Raw genomic sequence first — 19,019 nt, 5'->3', positions numbered from 1 at the left:
CGGCGGCCGCCCATCTGTGCGGCGCCTTCCCGAAGCCCGGTGTCTCCTCCCGCGCGGGCCTGCGCGACGGCCTCACCGGCCGGACTCCGGACGGGCGGTACCGAGCGGCGCCGTGCTCCGTGGGGGTCACCGCGCGGCGGACGCCTCCTGGGCGATCTGCTCGAACCGGGCGCCCATCGCCTCGGACAGCGCCTGCGCGGCCGACAGCGGGCGCACCATCACCGTGAACTCGTCGATCTTCCCGTCCTCGTCGAAGTGCAGGAAATCGCAGCCCTGGAGCTGCTTGCCGGCGACCGTGGCCGTGAACACGAAGGCGTGGTCGCGGCCGTCCGGGTTCGCGATCTCCCGTACGTAGGTGAAGTCCTCGAACACCTGCGACACCGCGCGCAGGATCGCGGCCGTGACCGGCTTGCCCTGATACGGCTTGAAGGCGACCGGGCTGGTGAAGACGACGTCGTCGGCGAGCTGGGCGGCCACGGCGGCCATGTCGCCGTTCTCGACGGCCTTGCGGAAGGGGTGCACGGGGTGCGCGGAATGCATGGGTCCACCTCACCTAGTCAAAAAGTTGAGTAGGCGCATGCTAGCGTGCTCCCATGGCTCTGCGGAACGCGCTGATGGCCGCCCTCCTGGAGGGCGAGGCCTCCGGGTACGACCTCGCGAAGCAGTTCGACGCGACGGTCGCCAACTTCTGGACGGCGACGCCCCAGCAGCTCTACCGCGAACTGGAGCGCATGGAGGCGGACGGGCTGGTCGCCGCCCGCGTCGTCGAGCAGGAACGCAGGCCCAACAAGCGGCTGTTCTCGCTGACGGACGCCGGCCGCGAGGCGGTACGCGCCTACACCTCCGCACCCCCCGGGCGCCCCGCGGTGGTCCGCGACGAGCTGCTGGTCAAGGTGCAGTGCGCGGACGCCGGTGACATCGAGGCGGTCCGGACCGCCGTCGCCGGGCGCATGGAGTGGGCCGCCGCCAAACTCGCCCGCTACGAGCGGATCCGGCAGCGCCTGCTCGCCGGCCGCTCCGAGGAGGCGTACTTCGCCGAGGCCGAGCGCGTCGGCCCCTACCTCACCCTGCTGCGCGGGATGTCCTTCGAGCGGGAGAACCTCCAGTGGGGGGACCTGGCCCTGCGGAGGCTGGCGCAGCGGGCGGCTCGGCATACACAACAAAGTGAATAGGCGGCCCATGGGGTGCCCGCCTCGGCGGGCCCCCCGCAGCCGGGTCCGGATCAGCAGGTCGCGACCCCCGGCAGCCAGGCCGGGCCCTCGATGTAGATGTTCGTCATCCACGCGCCGTTGGTCAGCTTGGACCACGCGTCGTTGGTGTACCCCTCGGCGGTGACCTTCTCGGCGTGCGCCTGGCAGACCACGTTGACCGTCGTCGGCTGCGGGAAGTAGTCGACGACATCGGCGTTCACGTGCGGCTCGCTGTGCGTGCGCACGCCCGTGCTCCAGGTGAGGAACGCCGTGCTGCCCCCGCTCGGCGGCGGCGGGTTGTCGCCGCCGCAGTCCGGGATGCCGGGCAGCTCCGCCGGGCCCTTGAGGTAGATGTTGGTCATCCAGGACCCGTCGGCCAGCTTGGCCCAGATGTCGTTGGTGTAGCCCTCGGCGCTCACCTCCTCCGCGTGCTCCTGGCACTGGACGGAGACCTGCGTGGGGCCGGCGAAGGTGTCGACGACCGAGGCGTGCACGCTCGGCGTGGAGTGCGTGTGCACCCCCGTGCCCCAGGTCTGGAAGGTCGACCCGCCGTTCGCGGGCGGGGGAATCGGCGTGCCGGACGGGTTGACGCGGATCGCGCCCGCGTAGTCGCCGCCCGTGCGGACCGGCGTCACCCGGATGTGGGTGCCCGATTCGTACGCCTCGACCATCTGCCCCGCGCCCAGGTACATGGCGACATGGTGGATGTACCCGCTGCCCCAGAACATCAGGTCACCCGGCACCAGCGGGGCGGTGCCCTGGCCGGCCGAGAAGCGGGCCGCGGCCTGCGGGCTGTGGAACTGGTCGTCGGCGGTGCCGTCGAGAAGGTCGGAGCCGGTCGCCCGGTAGTACGCGTACCGCATCAGGCCCGAACAGTCGAAGCCCATGCGCTCGTCGTCGTGCAGGCTGTCCGGGTCGGAGCCGTCGTAGTAGCCGTACGTGGCACCGGGCGTGGCACCGTGCCCTCCGCCCCAGCTGTACCAGACGCCGACCTGGGAACAGGCCGCCTGGACGGCGGCCTGCGCGGTGGCCGAGGCGCCGGAGGCCAGCACCCCGCACGAGGTGTCCTGGGCCGCGGCCTGCGCGGTGACGGGCAGCAGCGGGGCCATGGCCAGGGCCGCGACCACCGTGAGCGTCCTGACGGACGTGATGAGGTTCAAGGTGTCCATCCTTCGTCGACGTGGAACCGGGTACGGGGGACCGGGCGGATCCACCGGGTGCCGCGCCCCACCCCCGTGAGGGCACGGCACCCGGAGCTCAGCCGGCCAGCGCCGCGCGCATCTTGGCCAGCGCCCGCATCCGGTTGCGCTGGACGGTGCCCCGATGGGCGCCGAGCCGTTCCCCGGCCGTGTCGTGGGTGAACCCCTCCAGGTCGACGAGGATCACCGCGGCCGCCTCCTTCGGCGAGAGCACGCTCAGCAGCGCGAGCGCCGTGGCCGAGGCCTCGTACGTGCCGAGTCCGCCGTCCCAGCCGGCCTCGGGCAGCCGGTCGGTGGCGCGTTCCCGGCGGGAAGGGTGCAGCCAGGAGTCGCGCAGCAGGTTCAGCGCGACCGTGCATGCGTAGGCGTACGGATGCTGCTGGGGCGTCAGGTTCCGGGCGCGGGCCCGCCGGGAGAGCCGCAGGTACGTCTCCTGGAGGAGGTCGTCGGCGTCGTACGGATTGCCGGTCAGGGCGAGCAGCCGTCTGCGCAGTCTGGGCATGTCGGCGGTGAAACGGGCGTCGAACTCGCCCGGGCTCATGGACTCCACGACGCCGTCCACGTCGTCGCGCGGGTCCTGCGTACACGTGCCGCCACGGATTTCCACGGTCGTCCCCCGTCGGTCGTCGGTGGTGAGAGAGGTGTCCGGTCCGCCGGTCAAGCGGGCCGGACGGGTGCGGCGGCGGGCCCGTAACGGGCGGCCGGTGCCCCGCTCAGCAGGGCCCAGTACCGGTCGCCGTAGGACCAGTGCCACCACTCGGTGGGGTAGTTGACGAAGCCGGCCGTGGTCAGCGCCCGGCTCATGGACGCGCGGTTCGCGCGCGCCTCGGCGTCCACGTTCGGTGCCCCGGTACGGCACGCGCCCGCGCTCTCCTCCGGGGTGGCGTTCACCTCCGTGCCCAGCGGCAGTTCGGTGCCGTCGGCGGTGCACAGGGTCAGGTCCACCGCCCCGCCGCTCACGTGCGGGGCCACCTCCGGCGGAGAGATGTAGGCGCTGGCCAGCTCGCGGATCCGGTCCGGACCGGCGTCGGGGTGGGCCGCGCGCAGGGCCGCCGCGTACTGCTCGAAATAGCGGCGCTGCAGGTCGGGTGGCCGGTACCCCTCGACCACCAGGAACCGGATCCCGGCGGGCAGCAGCGCCTGCGCCTGGAGCAGCCGGCGCAGCGCCCCGACGCGCAGGCGCGCGTAGCTGCCGTCGGGGTCGGCCTGCCGGAGGTCGATCCGCAGGCCGGGTGTCCCCCGCAGGTCCACCAGCGGTTCACCGCACTCCTGCTCGATGACCTCGGCGACCCGGGAGTCGGAGAGCGTGATGATGTCCGTCACGCAGGACAGCGTGCCCGGGGCCCCTGCAATTGCTCTGCAGCTTCCCTGCAAGCGCGTCACCAGCCCTTCCGCAGCAGGCCTTCGGCAGCCGCGGCCCGGCTACGGCGTCCCGCCTCCCGCGCGCTCCCCCGCCTCCCGCGCGCCCACCGACCGGAACACCTCCAGCGCCTCGGCCCGCGCCGCCCGCGCCCGTTCGGTCTCGCCGTCCGCGGACCACACCCCGGCCAGGTCCCACACCGTGCGGGCCCGCCACAGCGGCAGCCCCAACTCCGCCCAGAGTGCCGCCGCCACCTCCAGCGGCTCCCGGGCCGCGCCGGTGTCCCCGGCCGCCAGCCGCAGCTCCCCGAGCGTGCGCAGCACCAGCGCCTCGCCGAACCGGTCCTGGCGCTCCTGCGCGACGGCCAGGCAGCGCAGCAGCCGGCGCCCCGCCTCCGCCGGCCGGCCGGTGCGCAACTCCACCTTGGCCAGAGCCTGTTCGGTGTACATCACGCCGAAGGTGTCGTGCAGACCGGTGAAGATCCGCAGCGCGTCGAGGAAGAGCCGCTCGGCATCCGCGTACCGTCCCTCGGCCCGGTCGCACAGGGCCAGCGAGCGCAGGGTGAGCCCCTCGCCGTGCCGGTCGCCCGCCGCCCGGTACAGCTCGAGCGCCCCGGACAGTGCCGCCCGGGCCCGCGGGCCGCGCCCCTGCTCGCGGTGCACGTAGCCGATGCCGTACAGCACGCCCGCCCGGCCCCCGGCGTCGCCCGCGTCGCCGTACCGCTCCAGCGCGGCCTCCAGCAGCTCCAGCGCCTCGGCGTAGCGGGCCTGTTCGCGGCGGGCGGTGCCCATCCCGGCGAGCGCCACGGCCGCACCGTCCGGCAGCTTCTCCCCGAACAGCCGCAGCGCGTCCGCGAAATAGGCGTAGGAGTCCTCGAACCGGTCCTGTTCGTAGCGGAGCCGGCCGAGGCCGGTGAGGAGCCAGGCCTCGCCCTCCACGTCGCCGCCGCGCCGCACCGCAGCCATCGCCGCCGTGTGCGCGCGGGACCAGGCGTCGAACTGGTTGTACAGCGCGGCGGAACTCGCGATCAGCGCCCCGGCGAGGTCACGGGCGGTGCGGGCCATGCCGTGGTCGGCGCAGTGCGTCACGGCGGCCAGCAGCCCGGCCTGCTCGGCGGCGAACCAGGCCGCGGGCCGGGCCAGGACGGCCTCCTCGGTCACCGGGTCCAGCGGGCGGACGGCGGCCGGTTCGGGGAAGTGGCGGGTCGCGCCGCCGGGGCCGCGGGCGGCGGCCTTCCGGGCGAGGTCCAGCCAGCTCGCCGCCAGCCGCAGTACCGCGGCCGTGCGGTCCTCGGTGCTCTCCTCGACGAGGCAGCGCTCACGGGCGTGTTCACGGGCCAGGTCGTGGATGCGGTAGCGGGCGAGGCCGGTGCCGTCCACGCCGACCACGTCGATGAAGTGGCAGTCCACCAGCCGCTCGACGGCCTCCTCGGCCTCCTCCGTCCCTGTGTCCAGCAGGGGAGCGGCGATCCACGCCGCGAAGTCGGGCAGGTCCAGCAGGGCGAGGCGGCGCAGCGCCCGGCGTTCCGGTGGATCGAGGTCCGCGTAGCCGAGTTCCAGGCTGGCTCGTAACTCCAGGTCCCCGGCACTGAGTTCGTTGAGGCGGCGGCGCTCGTCGCGCAGCCGGCCGACGAGCCGGCCGGGTGCCCAGTGCGGGCGGGCGGCCAGGCGGGCACCGGCGATCCGCACCGCGAGCGGCAGCCGCCCGCACAGGGCGACGATCTCGGCGGCCTGCTCCGGCTCCGCCCAGGAACGCCCCGCACCGGCCACCCGGCGGAGCAGATCGAGGGCCTCGGCCTCGTCCGGGGCGGTGAGGTCCAGATGGGCGGCGCCCTCCAGCGCCACCAGCCGGCGGCGGCTGGTGATCAGCACCGCGGCACCCGGGCCGGGCGGCAGCAGGGGCCGCAGGTGCGCCTCCCCGGCCGCGTTGTCCAGGACGATCAGGGTCCGCCGGTGCCCGATGTGGGTGCGATACAGGCCGGTCAGCTCCTCGAGGCCGGAGGGCAGCGTGTCGGTGTCGACGCCCATCGCCCGCAGCAGCCGGGCCAGCGCGTCGGCGGGCTCCAGCGGGGTGGCGTCGGCGGCCCGCAGGTCCACGAAGAGGCGGCCGTCCGGGAAGAGGTCGGCGGTGCGGTGGCCGACGTGCACCGCGAGGGCCGTCTTGCCGATGCCGGAGCGCCCGGAGATCACCCCGATCGGCGGTGCGGTCCGGCCGGGGTCGCCGACGCCCCGCACCAGTCCGGTCGCCCACTCGACCTGCTCCGCCCGGCCCACGAAGTCGGCTATGTCGGGCGGGAGATGGGAGGGCGCGGGGCGGGGCCGCCCGCTCCGTGGAGCCGGGACCGGCCGGGTGGCCCGCCCGCCTCCCAGCACGCCGGTGTCATGGGTGAGGACGGCCTGGTGCACCGCCCGCAGCTCCGGTCCCGGGTCGATGCCCAGCTCGTCGCGGAGCAGCGACCGGCCCTCCTGGTAGATGCGCAGGGCGTCGGAGACCCGGCCGGTGCGGAACAGGGCGGTCATCAGCTGGCCGCGCGGCCGCTCCCGCAGCGGATGCGCGGCCACATGGGCGAGCAGCGGCGCGATGGCGCCGTCCGCGCGGTCCAGTTCCAGGGCCAGAGCGAAGGAGTCCTCCTGGGCCACCAGCCGCAGCTCGCCGAGCCGGGCCGCCTCGATCCGGGCGAACGACTGGCCGAGCCCCTCCAGGGCCTCCGGACCCCGCCACAGCCCCAGCGCCTCGGTGAGCACGTCCGCCGCTTCCTCGGTACGGCCCAGCGACCGCCCGGCCGCGAGGAGTTCCTCGAACCGGCGGGCGTCGACCCGGTCCGGGGCGAGGCCGGCGACATAGCCCGGGGGCCGGGTACGGACCAGCTCGGCGGTGCCGACCCGGGCCAGGGCCCGGCGCACGGCGGAGACGTGAGTGGCGACCAGGGCGCCCGCTGTGGCCGGCGCCTCCTCGTCCCAGACGAGGTCCACCAGGCGCTCGGTGGAGATCACCTCGCCGAGGTGGACGACGAGCGCGGCGAGGACGGCCAGCGGCCGGGAGCCGCCGAGCGGGGCCCGTCTGCCCCCTTCCCAGACCTCCACCGGACCGAGCAGACGTACTTCGAACATCGGTCCCCGATCGCCGCCCCGCGGATGCCGACAACGATATCGGCGGCCTCTGTCGGGGCAGGCCGACGGCCGGGCCGTCGTGTCCGGAACCGTTCCGTCCCACCGGCCGGGGGGAGCCGCCGCGACGCCCGGTGTGCCGAACCGGGACGGGCCCCGCCGGCGCTGCGGAAGCCGTACTCCCTTCCGCCCGCAGTTGGCTGGTTTCTGTGGGCGGGCACAGTGCTCCCTGTGCAGGGGACGGCCGGCGGCCCGCCCACGTATGACCGGGCGACGGAATCAGAGGCGAAATCCGCGGCGCCGGTGGCTCCTTGCGGCCGCATGTCATACGAACAACCCGCCGGCGGGGTCTGCGGCCCGTGCGCACCGAGCCGTCCGCCGCACGCCCAGGAAGCAGTCCCGCGAAGCGCACCGCCTTCCGCCGAAGGTCCGGGCGACTGAGCGCCGGTGCCGCCGTGGCGGTGCTCGCCCTCACCGGCTGGGGTGACGAAGAGCGCCTGCGCCGCGGGACTCTTCATCGGCTGAGGCCGGCCGTCCGGCCGCGGCCACCGCCCCGCGGCCGCGGCCGGGTCCGTCTCCTTACCGATCGCCTACCTCACGTACAGCCGAGTTTCACATCCGCGCCACCGGACCCTTCCCTGACGTTCGATGCCCTTGGAACACTCGCACCCGCGCACAATCCGCCCTGTTCCGGCAAACCCGTGCGTCAGTATGAGAGGTCGCTCACCCATGCCCGAAGTAAACCGGCGCAGATTCCTCCAACTCGCGGGCGCCACCACGGCGTTCACGGCGCTGTCCAGCAGCGTCGAGCGCGCCGTCGCGCTGCCCGCGAACCACCGCACCGGATCGATCGAGGACGTCGAGCACATCGTCGTCCTGATGCAGGAGAACCGGTCGTTCGACCACTACTTCGGCACCCTCAGAGGCGTCCGCGGCTTCGGAGACCCCCGCCCGGTCACCCAGAACAACAAGTCCGTATGGAAGCAGTCGAACGGCACGAAGGACATCCTGCCCTTCCACCCGGACGCCGACGACCTGGGCCTCGCCTTCATCCAGGACCTCCCGCACGGCTGGAACGACACGCACACCGCGGTCAACGGCGGTAAGTACGACAAGTGGGTGCCGGCCAAGGGCACCACGACGATGGCGTACCTGAACCGCGACGACATACCGTTCCACTACGCGCTCGCCGACGCCTTCACCATCTGCGACGCCTACCACTGCTCGTTCATGGGCTCCACCGACCCGAACCGCTACTACATGTGGACGGGTTACACGGGCAACGACGGCCAGGGCGGCGGCCCGGTCCTCGGCAACGACGAGGCCGGCTACAGCTGGACCACGTACCCGGAGCGCCTGGAGAAGGCCGGTGTCTCCTGGAAGATCTACCAGGACGTCGGCGACGGCCTGGACGCGGCCGGCGGGTGGGGCTGGATCCAGGACGCCTACCGCGGCAACTACGGCGACAACTCGCTGCTCTACTTCAAGCAGTACCAGAACGCCCAGCCCGGCGACCCGCTGTACGACAAGGCCCGCACCGGCACCGACGCCACCAAGGGCGAGGGCTTCTTCGACCGGCTGAAGGCCGACGTCAAGGCCGGCGAGCTGCCGCAGATCTCCTGGGTCGTCGCCCCCGAGGCCTTCACCGAGCACCCCAACTGGCCAGCGAACTACGGCGCCTGGTACGTCTCCCAGGTCCTCGACGCGCTCACCGCCGACCCCGCGGTGTGGGCGAAGACGGCCGTGTTCATCACGTACGACGAGAACGACGGCTTCTTCGACCACATCGTCCCGCCGTTCCCGCCCTCCTCGGCCGCGCAGGGCAAGTCCACGGTCGATCCGGCCCTGGACCTCTTCGCGGGCAACGCGAGCCACCCCGCCGGCGCCTACGGCCTCGGCCAGCGCGTGCCGATGCTCGTCGTCTCCCCGTGGAGCAAGGGCGGCTTCGTCTGCTCCGAGACACTCGACCACACCTCGATCATCCGGTTCATGGAGGCCCGCTTCGGCGTCCACGAGCCCAACATCTCGCCCTGGCGGCGTGCCGTCACCGGCGACCTGACCGCGGCGTTCGACTTCTCCCGCAAGGACACCAAGCCGGTCGCGCTGCCCGCCACGGACGGCTACCGGCCGCCGGACGGCAACCGCCACCCCGACTACGTGCCCACCCCGCCGGCCAACCCTGCGCTGCCGAAGCAGGAGCGCGGCTCCCGGCCCACCCGGCCGCTGAAGTACGCCCCGCTGGTGGACGGCGCGCTGGACGCGGCGACCGGCAGGTTCACGCTCACCTTCGCGTCGGGCGCGCAGGCCGGTGCCGCCTTCCTGGTGACCTCCGACAACCGCTCCGACGGTCCCTGGAGCTACACCACGGAGGCCGGCAAGTCCGTCTCCGACACCTGGAACTCGGCGTACTCGGGCGGCTCGTACGACCTGACCGTGCACGGCCCGAACGGCTTCCTGCGCGGCTTCCGGGGCCCCGGCAAGGTGGCGGGACCCGAGGTCACCGCGCGGCCGCACGGCGACGACATCGAGCTGACCTTCACCAACAGGGGCGGCGGCACGGTGAAGCTGGCGGTGGCCGACGGGTACGGCGGCCGGGGGCGGACGTTCACGGTGCGGGCCGGGGCGGTCGTGACGCACATCGTGCACCTCAACCACAGCGAGCGGTGGTACGACCTGACGGTCACGTCCGAGTCCGACGCGAGCTATGTGCGGCGGTTCGCCGGGCATGTCGAGAACGGGGAGCCGGGGGTCAGCGACCCGGCGATCATCACGGTGTGAGCGTGCGCCCGAGGGGCGTGGGGGACTGCCGTGCGGCGGCCGCGGGTGGTTCGTGGCCGGTCGCGCGGTTCCCTGCGCCCCTTCGGGGGGCGCGTCGCCCCTTCAGCGGCGCGGGGAACCGCGCGACCGGCCCCCACCCAGCCGCACAAGGCCGACGAGGCTTGCCCCGGCACTAGAGAGACGTGAGTTTCCTCGGTTCCGGTGATTGCCGGGGGAGCAGGGTCGGGTCCAGGGCCAGGACTGCTGCGACGGGGTGTTCGTCGTCCGGTTCGACGACCGGTGCCGGTGTCACGCGGGTCAGGAGCACCACGCCCCAGGAGGCGAGGCCCGCGCCCGTCAGCGCGAGCAGGACGCCCCAGACGCCGTCCTGGAGGCCCTGGCCCAGCAGGGCCAGGCCGATGACCGCCGCGGCCACCGGGTTCGACAGGGTGACGACCGCGAGCGGGGCGCCGAGGCCGCCGCGGTAGGCCGTCTGGGAGAGCAGCAGGCCGCCCACCGCGAACGCGGCGACCAGCAGGGCGACCACGATCACCTCGGCACTCAGGGCCGGACCCGGGCGGTCCGTCGCCGCCACCGTCACCGTCTGGGTGAGAGCCGAGGCGACGCCCGAGGCGAAGCCGGACGCGGTTGCGTGCCGCAGGCCCGGGCGGGCGCCGGGGCGGGACAGGACGCCGATCAGGGCGGCCGTCGTACCGGCGACGGCGAGGGCCTCGGTGAGGCTCAGCACCTGGTGGGGTGCGGGCCCTGAGGCCGTGATCAGGAGGGCGCCGAGGCCCAGCAGGGTCAGGGCGGTGCCCCGCCACTCGGTGGCGGTGACCCGGCGGCCGGCCGCCCGGGCGCCCATCGGCACCGCCGCCACGAGGGTGAGTGCACCCAGTGGTTGTACGAGGGTCAGCGGGCCGTACTTCAGGGCGACGACGTGCAGCAGGGCGGCGCCGGCGTTCAGGCCCACCGCCGCCCACCAGGCACCGGAGCCGAGCAGCCGCAGCAGGCCGGTGCCGGCGGTCTTCGCGGCGAGGCGCTCCTGGGCCACGGCGGCGGCCGCGTAGGCGACGGCCGAGACCAGGGAGAGGGCGACGGCGACCAGGGCCGCGGCGCTCATCGGCCGGCCCCCACCAGTACGGGCTCCTCGGAGACGAGGCGCCGGTTGCCGCGCCCGGCTGTCGTGGCCGTGCGGTGCGGCGGGTGGATCAGGGCGAGGGCGGCGCCGAGCATCGCGGTGGCGATGATCGCGTCCAGCCAGTAGTGGTTCGCGGTGCCGACGATCACGAGGAGGGTGATCGCCGGGTGCAGCAGCCACAGCCAGCGCCACCGGGAGCGGGTGGCGACGATCAGGCCGATCGCGACCATCAGGGCCCAGCCGAAGTGCAGCGAGGGCATCGCCGCGAACTGGTTGGAGAGGTGGTCGCTGCTCGGCGGGCCGTACACCGAGGGGCCGTAGATCCGGGCGGTGTCTATCAGGCCGCTCGCGGCCAGCATCCGGGGCGGGGCCAGCGGGAAGGTGAAGGGCAGTACCAGGGCGGCCGCGGTCACCACGGCGAGGACCCGGCGGGCCCACACGTAGTGCGCGGGGCGCTTCAGGTAGAGCCAGACCAGGAAGGCCAGCGTGGCCGGGAAATGAATGGTGGCGTAGTAGGTGTTGGCCAGATGGACGGGGGTGTCGCCGTGCAGCAGTGCGGACTGCACGTCGACCTCCGAGGGCAGGTGCAGTGTCCGTTCCAGGTCCCAGATCCGGTGGGCGTTGTGCAGGGCCTCGGCGGTATGGCCGGTGGCCAGCTGCCGCCCGGACTTGTAGACGAGGAAGAGCCCCGCGACGAGCAGGAACTCACGGACGAGCGGCGGCCGGGCTATCGCGCCCGGCTCCGCTGCTGCCGGCTCGGACTGGGATCTCATCCCAGGCCCCCTCACTGACGGTGGTGCTGTGCGAGTCCCGGACGGTGGCCCGAACTCTTCGATACGGAAGCGTACCGATACGCCACTGTACCGATACGGTCGAGTACCGGTACAGTGGCGTATCGATAGACGTAGGCCACACTGGTTGTAGGTTTCCGCGCCGGCCGAACGGCGGGCGGGGCGGAAGCGATCCACACGTGATGAACGAGTGAGGAGCAGGGCACATGACGTCGCAGGCCGCGGACGGACCGGACATGGTCGCTGCCTCGCGCCGCTCCAAGATCACGCCGGAGCGTGAGCGGGAGTTCTTCGACGCCGTGCTCGAACAGATCCGCGAGTGCGGCTACGACTCCGTCTCCATGGAGGGCGTCGCCGCGAGCACCCGCTGCAGCAAGTCGACGCTCTACCGGCAGTGGAAGACCAAGCCGCAGTTCGTCGCGGCCGCGCTGCGGGCCAGCCGTGAGGTGCGCTTCGCCGGCGTCGACACCGGGTCACTCGCCCAGGACCTGCGCGAGGTCGCGCGGGCCGCGGGCGACTGGTCGCGCAAGGACACCAGGCTGCTCTCCGCGCTGGGGCACGCCGTGCACTCGGACGAGGCGCTGGCGCAGGCGCTGCGCGAGGCGCTCGTGGAACCCGAGATCGCGGCGCTCCAGCAGATCCTGCGCCGCGGGGTCGAGCGGGGCGAGGTGCCCCAGGGGCATCCCGCGCTGGACTACGTGCCCGCCATGATGTTCGGCGTGCTGCGGGTGCGGCCCGTGCTCACCGGCGAGTACGCCGACGCCGACTATCTCGTCCGTTTCGTGGAGGCCGTCGCGCTGCCCGCACTCGGACTGACCTAGGACCCAGGCCGCCGTCCACGGGATGACTGGACGGCGACCTGCTCGCGCCGCACCGTGGGGACGGGGGCGGCGCGCACCCCCCGGCCGGGTGGGGTGCCCCTTTGAGCGGAGGGGCGCTCCACCCGGCCGACTGCTGTTCCGGGGCGGGAGGGTCAGACGTTCGAACCGTTGCCGCTGCCCGAGGACACCTTGATGCCGGTGGTGATCGTGTCGATGATCGACTCCTTCTGTCCGACGTCGACGCCGAACCGGACCACCACGATCTGCTGGGCGTTCGCGGGCGACGGGAAGGCCAGCGACTCGACGTAGCCGTCGGCGCCCTTGCTGGTGATCGCCTTCCAGCGGACCAGGTACCCCTTCTGCCCGGCCACCGTGACCGCCTTGGAGGCCAGCACCTCGTGCGAGGTGATCGCGCCGTAGGTCTTGCCGCCGTACGACTCCTTGGCGTTGGCCGCGATGTCCGCCTTGGCGACCTCCTCGGCGGTGTCCCCCTTGGTGCCCAGCACCACCGCGGGCGCCGAGTAGGCACCGCCGGCGGTGCAGGTCTGCGAGGTGTCGCCCGGGCACTTGTAGGAGTCGTCGGAGCTGACATTGGCGCCGTATTCGATGGACTGCCCGGTCCAGCCGTCCGGCACCGGGATGCTGATGGCGTTGATCGAGTCCGACACCGTGCCGCCGCCCTTGACCTTCGGCGCCTCGGACTGGCCCGGCGACGGCGAGGCGCCCCCGTCGGCGCCGCCGGACCCCGACCCGCCGCCCGACCCGCCGAACGGGAAGCCCTGGCCGCCGTTCTGCCCCTCGGGGCCGCCCTGGCCGAACCCGCCCTGACCGCCCGGGCCCTGCTGCGAGGCCTGCCGGCCGTCGCCGCTGCCGTTGCCGGTCAGCGCCCACGCGGCGACCCCGATCGCGGCGAGGACCGCCACGGCGACGCCGACCGCGATGCCGGTACGCAGCCCACGCCTGACGGGGGCGGGCGGCTGCGCCGGGTACCCCGGATAGCCCGGGTACGCGGGGTAGCCCTCGCCGGCCGGATACGCCGGGTAGGCCGGCTGCGCCCCGTCGGCCGGCGGCTGCGGCGGGGGACCCCAGCCGGCGGCCGACCCGGCGGGCCGGGTCTGCTCCGTCCAGGCCTTGCCGTCCCACCAGCGTTCGGTGGCCGGACCGTCACTTGTCTGCCCGGGATCGGGATACCACCCGGGGGGAGTCACCTGCGTCATGCTCCTACCGTATGAGGCGTCGGTGAAAGTCGGATGAGAGGATCCGGCGATGTTCGGACGAGGCGGATCGGCACACCCCGGTCGAGCGGATCCGCACCTCTCGTTCGAGCGGACCGGCACAGCTCATTCGAGCTGCAGTCGGACCGGTGGCGCCGGTGCCGGCGGCGGCAGACGCAGGCCGTTCCGTCCCGGGGTGAGCGAGCCCAGGACGCTCGGGTGGCGGGCGCCGGTGGCGGCCGGGGCCGTTCCGGCGAGGCCGTGTGCGGTGAGGAAGCCGAGGACCGCGAAGGCGTACGCCTCCTTCGCCGCCGCGGGCAGCCCGAGTTCGTCCGAGACGCGCACCGGGATCTCCGGGAGCAGGCCGCGCAGCGTCCGCATCAGCACCGGGTTGCGGGTGCCGCCGCCCGACGCGACCACCTCCGTCGCCGCCACGCCGCGCACCGCGTCCGCCACCGTCCGGGCGGTCAGGTGGGTGAGGGTCGCCAGCGCGTCCTCGGCCGACAGGCCCTCGGGCGCCCGCCAGTACCCGGCGTGGAACAGCTCCTTGCCGGTCGTCTTCGGCGCGGGCAGCGCGTAGTACGGCTCCGTCAGCAGCTCTTCGAGCAGCGGCCCGTGCGGACGGCCGCGCGCCGCCAGCGCCCCGTCCACGTCGTACGCCAGCCGGCCGCCGGTGAACTCCCGGACCGCCGCGTCCAGCAGCGCGCATCCGGGCCCGGTGTCGAAGGCCGTGCCGTCGGGCGCCGTGAGGTTGGCGATCCCGCCCAGGTTCAGCGCCACCGGCGTCCCCGGCCGTCCGCGCAGCCACAGCAGGTCGACCAGGCTGACCAGCGGAGCACCCTGCCCCCCGGCCGCCACGTCCCGCGACCGCAGGTCGGCGACGACCGGCAGCCCCGTCGCCTCCGCGATCCACGCCGGCTGCCCGAGCTGCAACGTGCCGTGCACCCGGCCGCCGTCCACCCAGTGGTAGACCGTCTGCCCGTGCGAGGACACCAACTCGGCACGCCCGCCGCACAGTTCACGATCGGCCCGGACCGCGGCCGCCGCGAACGCCTGCCCGATCCGGGTGTCGAGCAGACACACCCGCGCCAGCGGCACGGCGGCCGGCGGCAGCGCCCCAGCGAGCGCCTCCCGCAGCTCCTCGTCGTACGGCGTGCTCACCATCCCCAGCGGCTTCAGCAGCAACGTGCCGTCCAGCAGCCGCAGCTCGGCCGCAGCCGCGTCCACCGCGTCGTACGACGTCCCGGACATCAGGCCGATCACCAGCATGGTCCCAACCCGCCTCTCAACCCGCCTTCGTGCGCCGCGGTCCGAGCAGCGCGAGCACGCTGACCGCGCAGGTCGCCGCCGCGTAGTAGCCGGGAACGTCGAGGTTCCCGGTCCGCCCCACCGCCTCCGTGATGATGAGGCCCGCACAGCCCGAGAACACGGCATTGGACAAGGCGTAGGCGAGTCCCAGGCCCGTGCAGCGGGCCCGGGCCGGGAACATCTCGGCCAGCAGCGCGGGCCCCGGCCCCGCCATCAGCCCCACCACCGCGCCCGCTCCGCACAGCGCCGCGCCCTTCACGGCGGCCGGGGTCCCCGGGTCCCGGAGGAGGTGGAGCAGGGGCAGCGCCAGCAGCACCACGAGCCCGGCGCCCGCCAGCATCACCGGCCGCCGCCCCACCCGGTCGCTGAACAGCCCCGCCGGCAGGATCGCCGCAGCGAACCCCAGGTTCGCCACCACGGTCGCCAGCAGCGCCGTGCGGAAGCCGGTGTGCAGGGCCGCCTGGAGGTACGAAGGCAGCACCACCAGGAAGGTGTATCCGGCGGCCGACCAGCCCATCACCCGGGCGACGGCCCGCCCGACCGCCCCGACCGGCACCGGCACGGCACGGGCCGCCTCCACGGCCGGCTCGCGGAACTCCGGCGTCTCGTCGAGACCGATCCGCAGCCACAGCGCCAGCGCGCCCAGCGGCAGCGCCAGCAGGAACGGCAACCGCCACCCCCAGGAGCCGAACTGATCGGCCGTCAGTACCACGGACAGGCCTACCGCCATACCCGCCCCGCCCAGCAGCCCCAGCGCCACGGTGAACGACTGCCACGCCCCGTACAGCCCCCGCCGTCCCGGCGGCGCGAACTCGGTCAGCATCGCCACCGCCCCACCGAACTCCCCGCCTGCCGAGAGCCCCTGAACGACCCTCAGGAACGTCAGCAGCCACGGCGCGAGCGCACCGGCCCGCGCGTACGTCGGCAGCACGCCGATCAGCGCCGTCGCGCCCGTCATCAGCGCCACCACCAGGATCAGCACCGGCCGCCGGCCCAGCCGGTCCGCCAGCCGGCCGAACAGGGCGGCCCCCAGCGGACGGAAGAAGAACGCCAGCCCGAACGAGGCGTAGGTGCGCACCAGCCCTTCGGCCGCGCTGCCGCCCGCCGGGGTGAAGAACCGCTCGGCGACGACGGTCGCGACATAGCCGTAGACACCGAACTCGTACCACTCGATGAAGTTCCCCACCGAGCCCGCCGCCAGCGCCCGGAGGGGCCGGTTCCGCTCGCGCACTGCACGGTCTTCGAAAGTCAGCCTCATGTTCCTGCCCGTTGACGGTCCGTTCGCTGCACAGCGGCAGGTCGGGGCCGTACCGCGTCGTCGGGCCGCACCCGCTTTCACCCGTCGCGGCCACAGCTGCCCGGACCCGCCTCCGGACAGCCAACAGGACGGCTACGCTCGTGGTCTGTACGTCGTTCGGGCGACTTGGGGAGGTAGCAGGATGACGGAGGAGCAGGCCCCGGGAGGCGCCCCGGCTCCCCTCTGGGAGCGCGAGGAGGAGATCGCCGCCGTCACCGAGGCCCTCGATGTCCTGTGCGCCGACCGTTCCACCGCCGGCAACCTGCTGGTGATCCGCGGCGAGGCCGGGCTCGGCAAGACCGCGCTGCTGGCCGAGACCCGCCGCATCGCCGAACGCCGCGGCTGCACCGTCTGGTCCACCCGTGGCGTGGAGACGCTGCGCAGCGTCCCCTTCCACGTGGTACGGCAGCTCCTCCAGCCCGCCCTGGTCTCCCTGCTGCCCGAGGAGGCCCGGGAGTACCTGGGCGACTGGTACGAGATCGCCGGCCCCGCCCTCGGCATCACCGACCCAGGAGACCGCCAGGCCGACCCGCAGGGCGTCTGCGACGGCCTGGTCGCCGCCGTCCGCCGGCTCGCCAAACGCGACTGGCCACTGGTCCTGCTGATCGACGACGCGCACTGGGCCGACCAGGAGACGCTGGCCTGGCTGGCCGCCTTCGTCGAACGCCTCGACGACCTGTCCGTCCTGGTCCTGGTGGCCCGGCGGCCCGGCGAGGTCAGCGGTGACAGCGCCCGCCACCTCGACGCCGTGGCCGCCGCGGCGGGCCGCCCCGTGCGCACCGTCAGCGCCCTCACCCCGGACGCCACCGCCGGCCTCACCCGCGCCACCCTCGGCGAGCACGCCGACGCCCCCTTCTGCCGCGAGGTCTGGGCCGTCACCGGCGGCAACCCCTACGAGACCGTGGAACTCCTCGCCAAGGTCCAGGACAGCGAGCTCGAACCCGTCGAGGCCCAGGCCGGCGAACTGCGCGCCCTCAACCGGTCGGCCAGGGGCGGCGGACTCGTCACCCGCCTCGAAGGCCTCGGTGTCGACGCCACCCGGTTCGCCTGGGCCGCCGCCATCCTCGGCACCGGCATCTCCGTCGACCTCGTCGCCCAGCTCGCCAGCATGGCCGTGGACGACGCCGAGCGCTGCGCCGAACTCCTGCGCACCGCCCGTATCCTCACCGCGCCCGACCCGGCCGGCTCCCGGCCCCGCACCGGTGACCTGGAGTTCGTCCACCCGCTGATCGCCACCGCCGTCTACAACTCCATCCCGCCCGCGATGTGCACCGCCATGCACGGCATCGCCGCCCAGATCGTCCTGGACGACGGCCGCGGCATCGCCGAGGCCTCCCGCCACCTGCTGAAGGTGCACCCGGACGACGACGAGGAACTCGTCGAGCAGCTGCGGGACGCGGCCAAGGAACACCTCGCCGTCGGCGCCCCGGACGCGGCCCGCCGCTGCCTCGAACGAGCCCTGCGCGAACCGCCGCTCCCCGAGGTCCACGCGCGCGTGCTCTACGAGCTGGGCTGCGCGACCCTGCTCACCAACCCCGCCGTCACCATCGGCCATCTGCGGAGCGCTCTCGGCATGCCCGGCCTCTCCGGTCCCGAACGCGTCGACGCCGTCTTCCGGCTCTCCCAGGCCCTCCTGCACAACGACCAGCTGGAGGAGGCCGTCCGCACGGTCGAGGCGGAGGCCGCCCGGCACGAAGAAGGGCCCGCCAGACTCCGGCTCCAGGCCGTCCAGTTCATGTGGGAGGGCATCGCCGGCGAGGCCGTCTCCGCACGCCGCTCCGAACGGCTCGCCGACCTCGCAGCCACCTGCACAGGACGCGACAACTCCGAGCGCGCCCTGCTGATGCTGCGCGGCTTCGACCTGCTGATACAGGGCGAGAGCGCCGAGGAGGTCGTCGAGCTGTGCGACCGTTCCCTCGTCAACGGCCGGCTCGCGCCCGGGCTCGGCTGGACCGACACCGAGTGGGGCATCGAACTCCTGCTGATGCTCGCCAACTCCTACGTCTACACCGACCGGCTCGACCGCGCGGAGAGCCTGTACAACGAGGCCCTGCGCGCCTACGAGTCCTCCGGCTGGAGCGGCGGCCACCTCGCCCTCGCCCATGCCTACGTCGGCCTCGGCCACCGCAGGCGCGGGCGGCTCCGGGACGCGGAGACCTCGCTGCGGGAGTCCCTGCGGATCGCCGAACGGGTCGGCCGCGGGCTGCCCCTGTACTGGACCGCCACCTGCAACCTCGTCGACACGCTGCTCGCCCGCGGCCACGTCCAGCAGGCCTGGGAGACCGCCGAACAGTACGGCTTCGCGCCCCCGTATCCCTCCACCATCGTCATGCCGGACCCGAGGTCGGTGCGCGGCCGGCTGCTGCTCGCCGTCGGGCGCACGGAGGAGGCCGTGAACGAACTGGAGGCGGCGGAGAAGGCGGCCGCCGCGCGCGGTCACTTCAACCCGGTGGTCGTGCCGTGGGCGCTCGACCTCGCCCGGGCCCTCGCGAACGAGGACCCGGCGCGGGCGGCGCGCCTGGCGAGCGACGCGCGGCGGCAGGCCGAGCGGTTCGGCACGGACACGGCGATCGGCGAGGCGCTGCGGTGCGCTGCCGCGCTGGAGACCGGACAGCGGCAGGTACGGCTGGCCTCGCAGGCCGTTGCCTATCTGGAGGCGTCGCCCTGCCAGTACGAGCACGCGGCGGCACGGGTGGAGTACGGGATCGCCGCGCGGTCGGTGGCCGAGTTGAACCGGGGGCTGGCGCTGGCTCGATCCTGTGGGGCGGACGGGTTGGCCGCTCAGGCTCGGGAGGTGCTGGACACGGGTCGGGGGCTGCGGTGAGAGGTGTGGC

Annotated in this window: 14 protein-coding genes; 4 read left to right on the top strand and 10 right to left on the bottom strand. The window is 73.9% G+C overall.

What is annotated here, in order from left to right; all coding sequences use genetic code 11:
- Window positions 1-126 precede the first annotated feature (126 nt).
- Entirely contained in the window at window positions 127-522 is a 396-nt protein-coding gene (locus BLW82_RS06195; protein WP_093507885.1) for a nuclear transport factor 2 family protein, read from the bottom strand.
- Window positions 523-593: 71 nt separating this feature from the next.
- Between BLW82_RS06195 and BLW82_RS06190 the strand changes: the two genes are divergently transcribed.
- Window positions 594-1,172 (top strand): PadR family transcriptional regulator, encoded by a 579-nt coding sequence (locus BLW82_RS06190; protein ID WP_093497851.1) that lies wholly within the window; start codon window positions 594-596, stop codon window positions 1,170-1,172.
- A 50-nt stretch (window positions 1,173-1,222) separates the two neighbouring features.
- Here BLW82_RS06190 and BLW82_RS06185 read toward each other — a convergent pair whose 3' ends face one another.
- From BLW82_RS06185 to BLW82_RS06170, 4 genes are all read right to left on the bottom strand, one after another.
- Window positions 1,223-2,299: a C40 family peptidase gene (locus tag BLW82_RS06185; RefSeq protein WP_256216187.1), complete on the bottom strand. Its 1,077-nt coding sequence runs from the start codon at window positions 2,297-2,299 to the stop codon at window positions 1,223-1,225.
- Window positions 2,300-2,447: 148 nt separating this feature from the next.
- Entirely contained in the window at window positions 2,448-2,930 is a 483-nt protein-coding gene (locus BLW82_RS06180) for an RNA polymerase sigma factor (RefSeq protein ID WP_093507884.1), read from the bottom strand.
- Window positions 2,931-3,046: 116 nt separating this feature from the next.
- Complete coding sequence (locus tag BLW82_RS06175; RefSeq protein ID WP_093497849.1) at window positions 3,047-3,712, bottom strand: M15 family metallopeptidase; 666 nt, start codon at window positions 3,710-3,712, stop codon at window positions 3,047-3,049.
- 99 nt (window positions 3,713-3,811) lie between these two features.
- Complete coding sequence (locus BLW82_RS06170) at window positions 3,812-6,859, bottom strand: AfsR/SARP family transcriptional regulator (protein WP_093497848.1); 3,048 nt, start codon at window positions 6,857-6,859, stop codon at window positions 3,812-3,814.
- Window positions 6,860-7,585: 726 nt separating this feature from the next.
- On the opposite strand from BLW82_RS06170, the gene BLW82_RS06165 reads away from it, so the two are divergent.
- The gene (locus BLW82_RS06165) at window positions 7,586-9,634 is read left to right on the top strand and encodes a phosphocholine-specific phospholipase C (protein ID WP_093497847.1); all 2,049 of its coding nucleotides are present in this window, start codon (window positions 7,586-7,588) and stop codon (window positions 9,632-9,634) included.
- 172 nt (window positions 9,635-9,806) lie between these two features.
- On the opposite strand, the gene BLW82_RS06160 is transcribed toward BLW82_RS06165, so the two are convergent.
- Together BLW82_RS06160 and BLW82_RS06155 are read right to left on the bottom strand one after the other, a co-directional pair.
- Window positions 9,807-10,736: a DMT family protein gene (locus tag BLW82_RS06160; protein ID WP_093497846.1), complete on the bottom strand. Its 930-nt coding sequence runs from the start codon at window positions 10,734-10,736 to the stop codon at window positions 9,807-9,809.
- Window positions 10,733-11,527 (bottom strand): phosphatase PAP2 family protein, encoded by a 795-nt coding sequence (locus BLW82_RS06155; RefSeq protein WP_093497845.1) that lies wholly within the window; start codon window positions 11,525-11,527, stop codon window positions 10,733-10,735. The genes BLW82_RS06160 and BLW82_RS06155 overlap by 4 nt, the downstream gene beginning before the upstream one ends.
- Before the next feature lie 224 nt (window positions 11,528-11,751).
- Between BLW82_RS06155 and BLW82_RS06150 the strand changes: the two genes are divergently transcribed.
- Complete coding sequence (locus BLW82_RS06150) at window positions 11,752-12,366, top strand: TetR/AcrR family transcriptional regulator (RefSeq protein ID WP_093497844.1); 615 nt, start codon at window positions 11,752-11,754, stop codon at window positions 12,364-12,366.
- A gap of 152 nt (window positions 12,367-12,518) precedes the next feature.
- Here the strand turns inward: BLW82_RS06150 and BLW82_RS06145 are convergent, their stop codons facing one another.
- The 3 genes from BLW82_RS06145 to BLW82_RS06135 form a co-directional block, all read right to left on the bottom strand.
- The gene (locus BLW82_RS06145) at window positions 12,519-13,583 is read right to left on the bottom strand and encodes a DUF2510 domain-containing protein (RefSeq protein ID WP_093497843.1); all 1,065 of its coding nucleotides are present in this window, start codon (window positions 13,581-13,583) and stop codon (window positions 12,519-12,521) included.
- Window positions 13,584-13,706: 123 nt separating this feature from the next.
- On the bottom strand, window positions 13,707-14,849 hold the full coding sequence (locus BLW82_RS06140) for an anhydro-N-acetylmuramic acid kinase (RefSeq protein WP_093497842.1): 1,143 nt from the start codon (window positions 14,847-14,849) through the stop codon (window positions 13,707-13,709).
- 16 nt (window positions 14,850-14,865) lie between these two features.
- The gene (locus tag BLW82_RS06135) at window positions 14,866-16,146 is read right to left on the bottom strand and encodes an MFS transporter (RefSeq protein WP_093497841.1); all 1,281 of its coding nucleotides are present in this window, start codon (window positions 16,144-16,146) and stop codon (window positions 14,866-14,868) included.
- 181 nt (window positions 16,147-16,327) lie between these two features.
- On the opposite strand from BLW82_RS06135, the gene BLW82_RS06130 reads away from it, so the two are divergent.
- Complete coding sequence (locus BLW82_RS06130; protein WP_093497840.1) at window positions 16,328-19,009, top strand: ATP-binding protein; 2,682 nt, start codon at window positions 16,328-16,330, stop codon at window positions 19,007-19,009.
- Window positions 19,010-19,019: the final 10 nt, after the last annotated feature.

The organism is Streptomyces sp. Ag109_O5-10, assembly GCF_900105755.1.
Taxonomy (GTDB): Bacteria; Actinomycetota; Actinomycetes; order Streptomycetales; family Streptomycetaceae; genus Streptomyces.
Note: the sequence above shows the minus strand (reverse complement) of the source record. Positions and strands in the feature narration are given on the sequence as shown.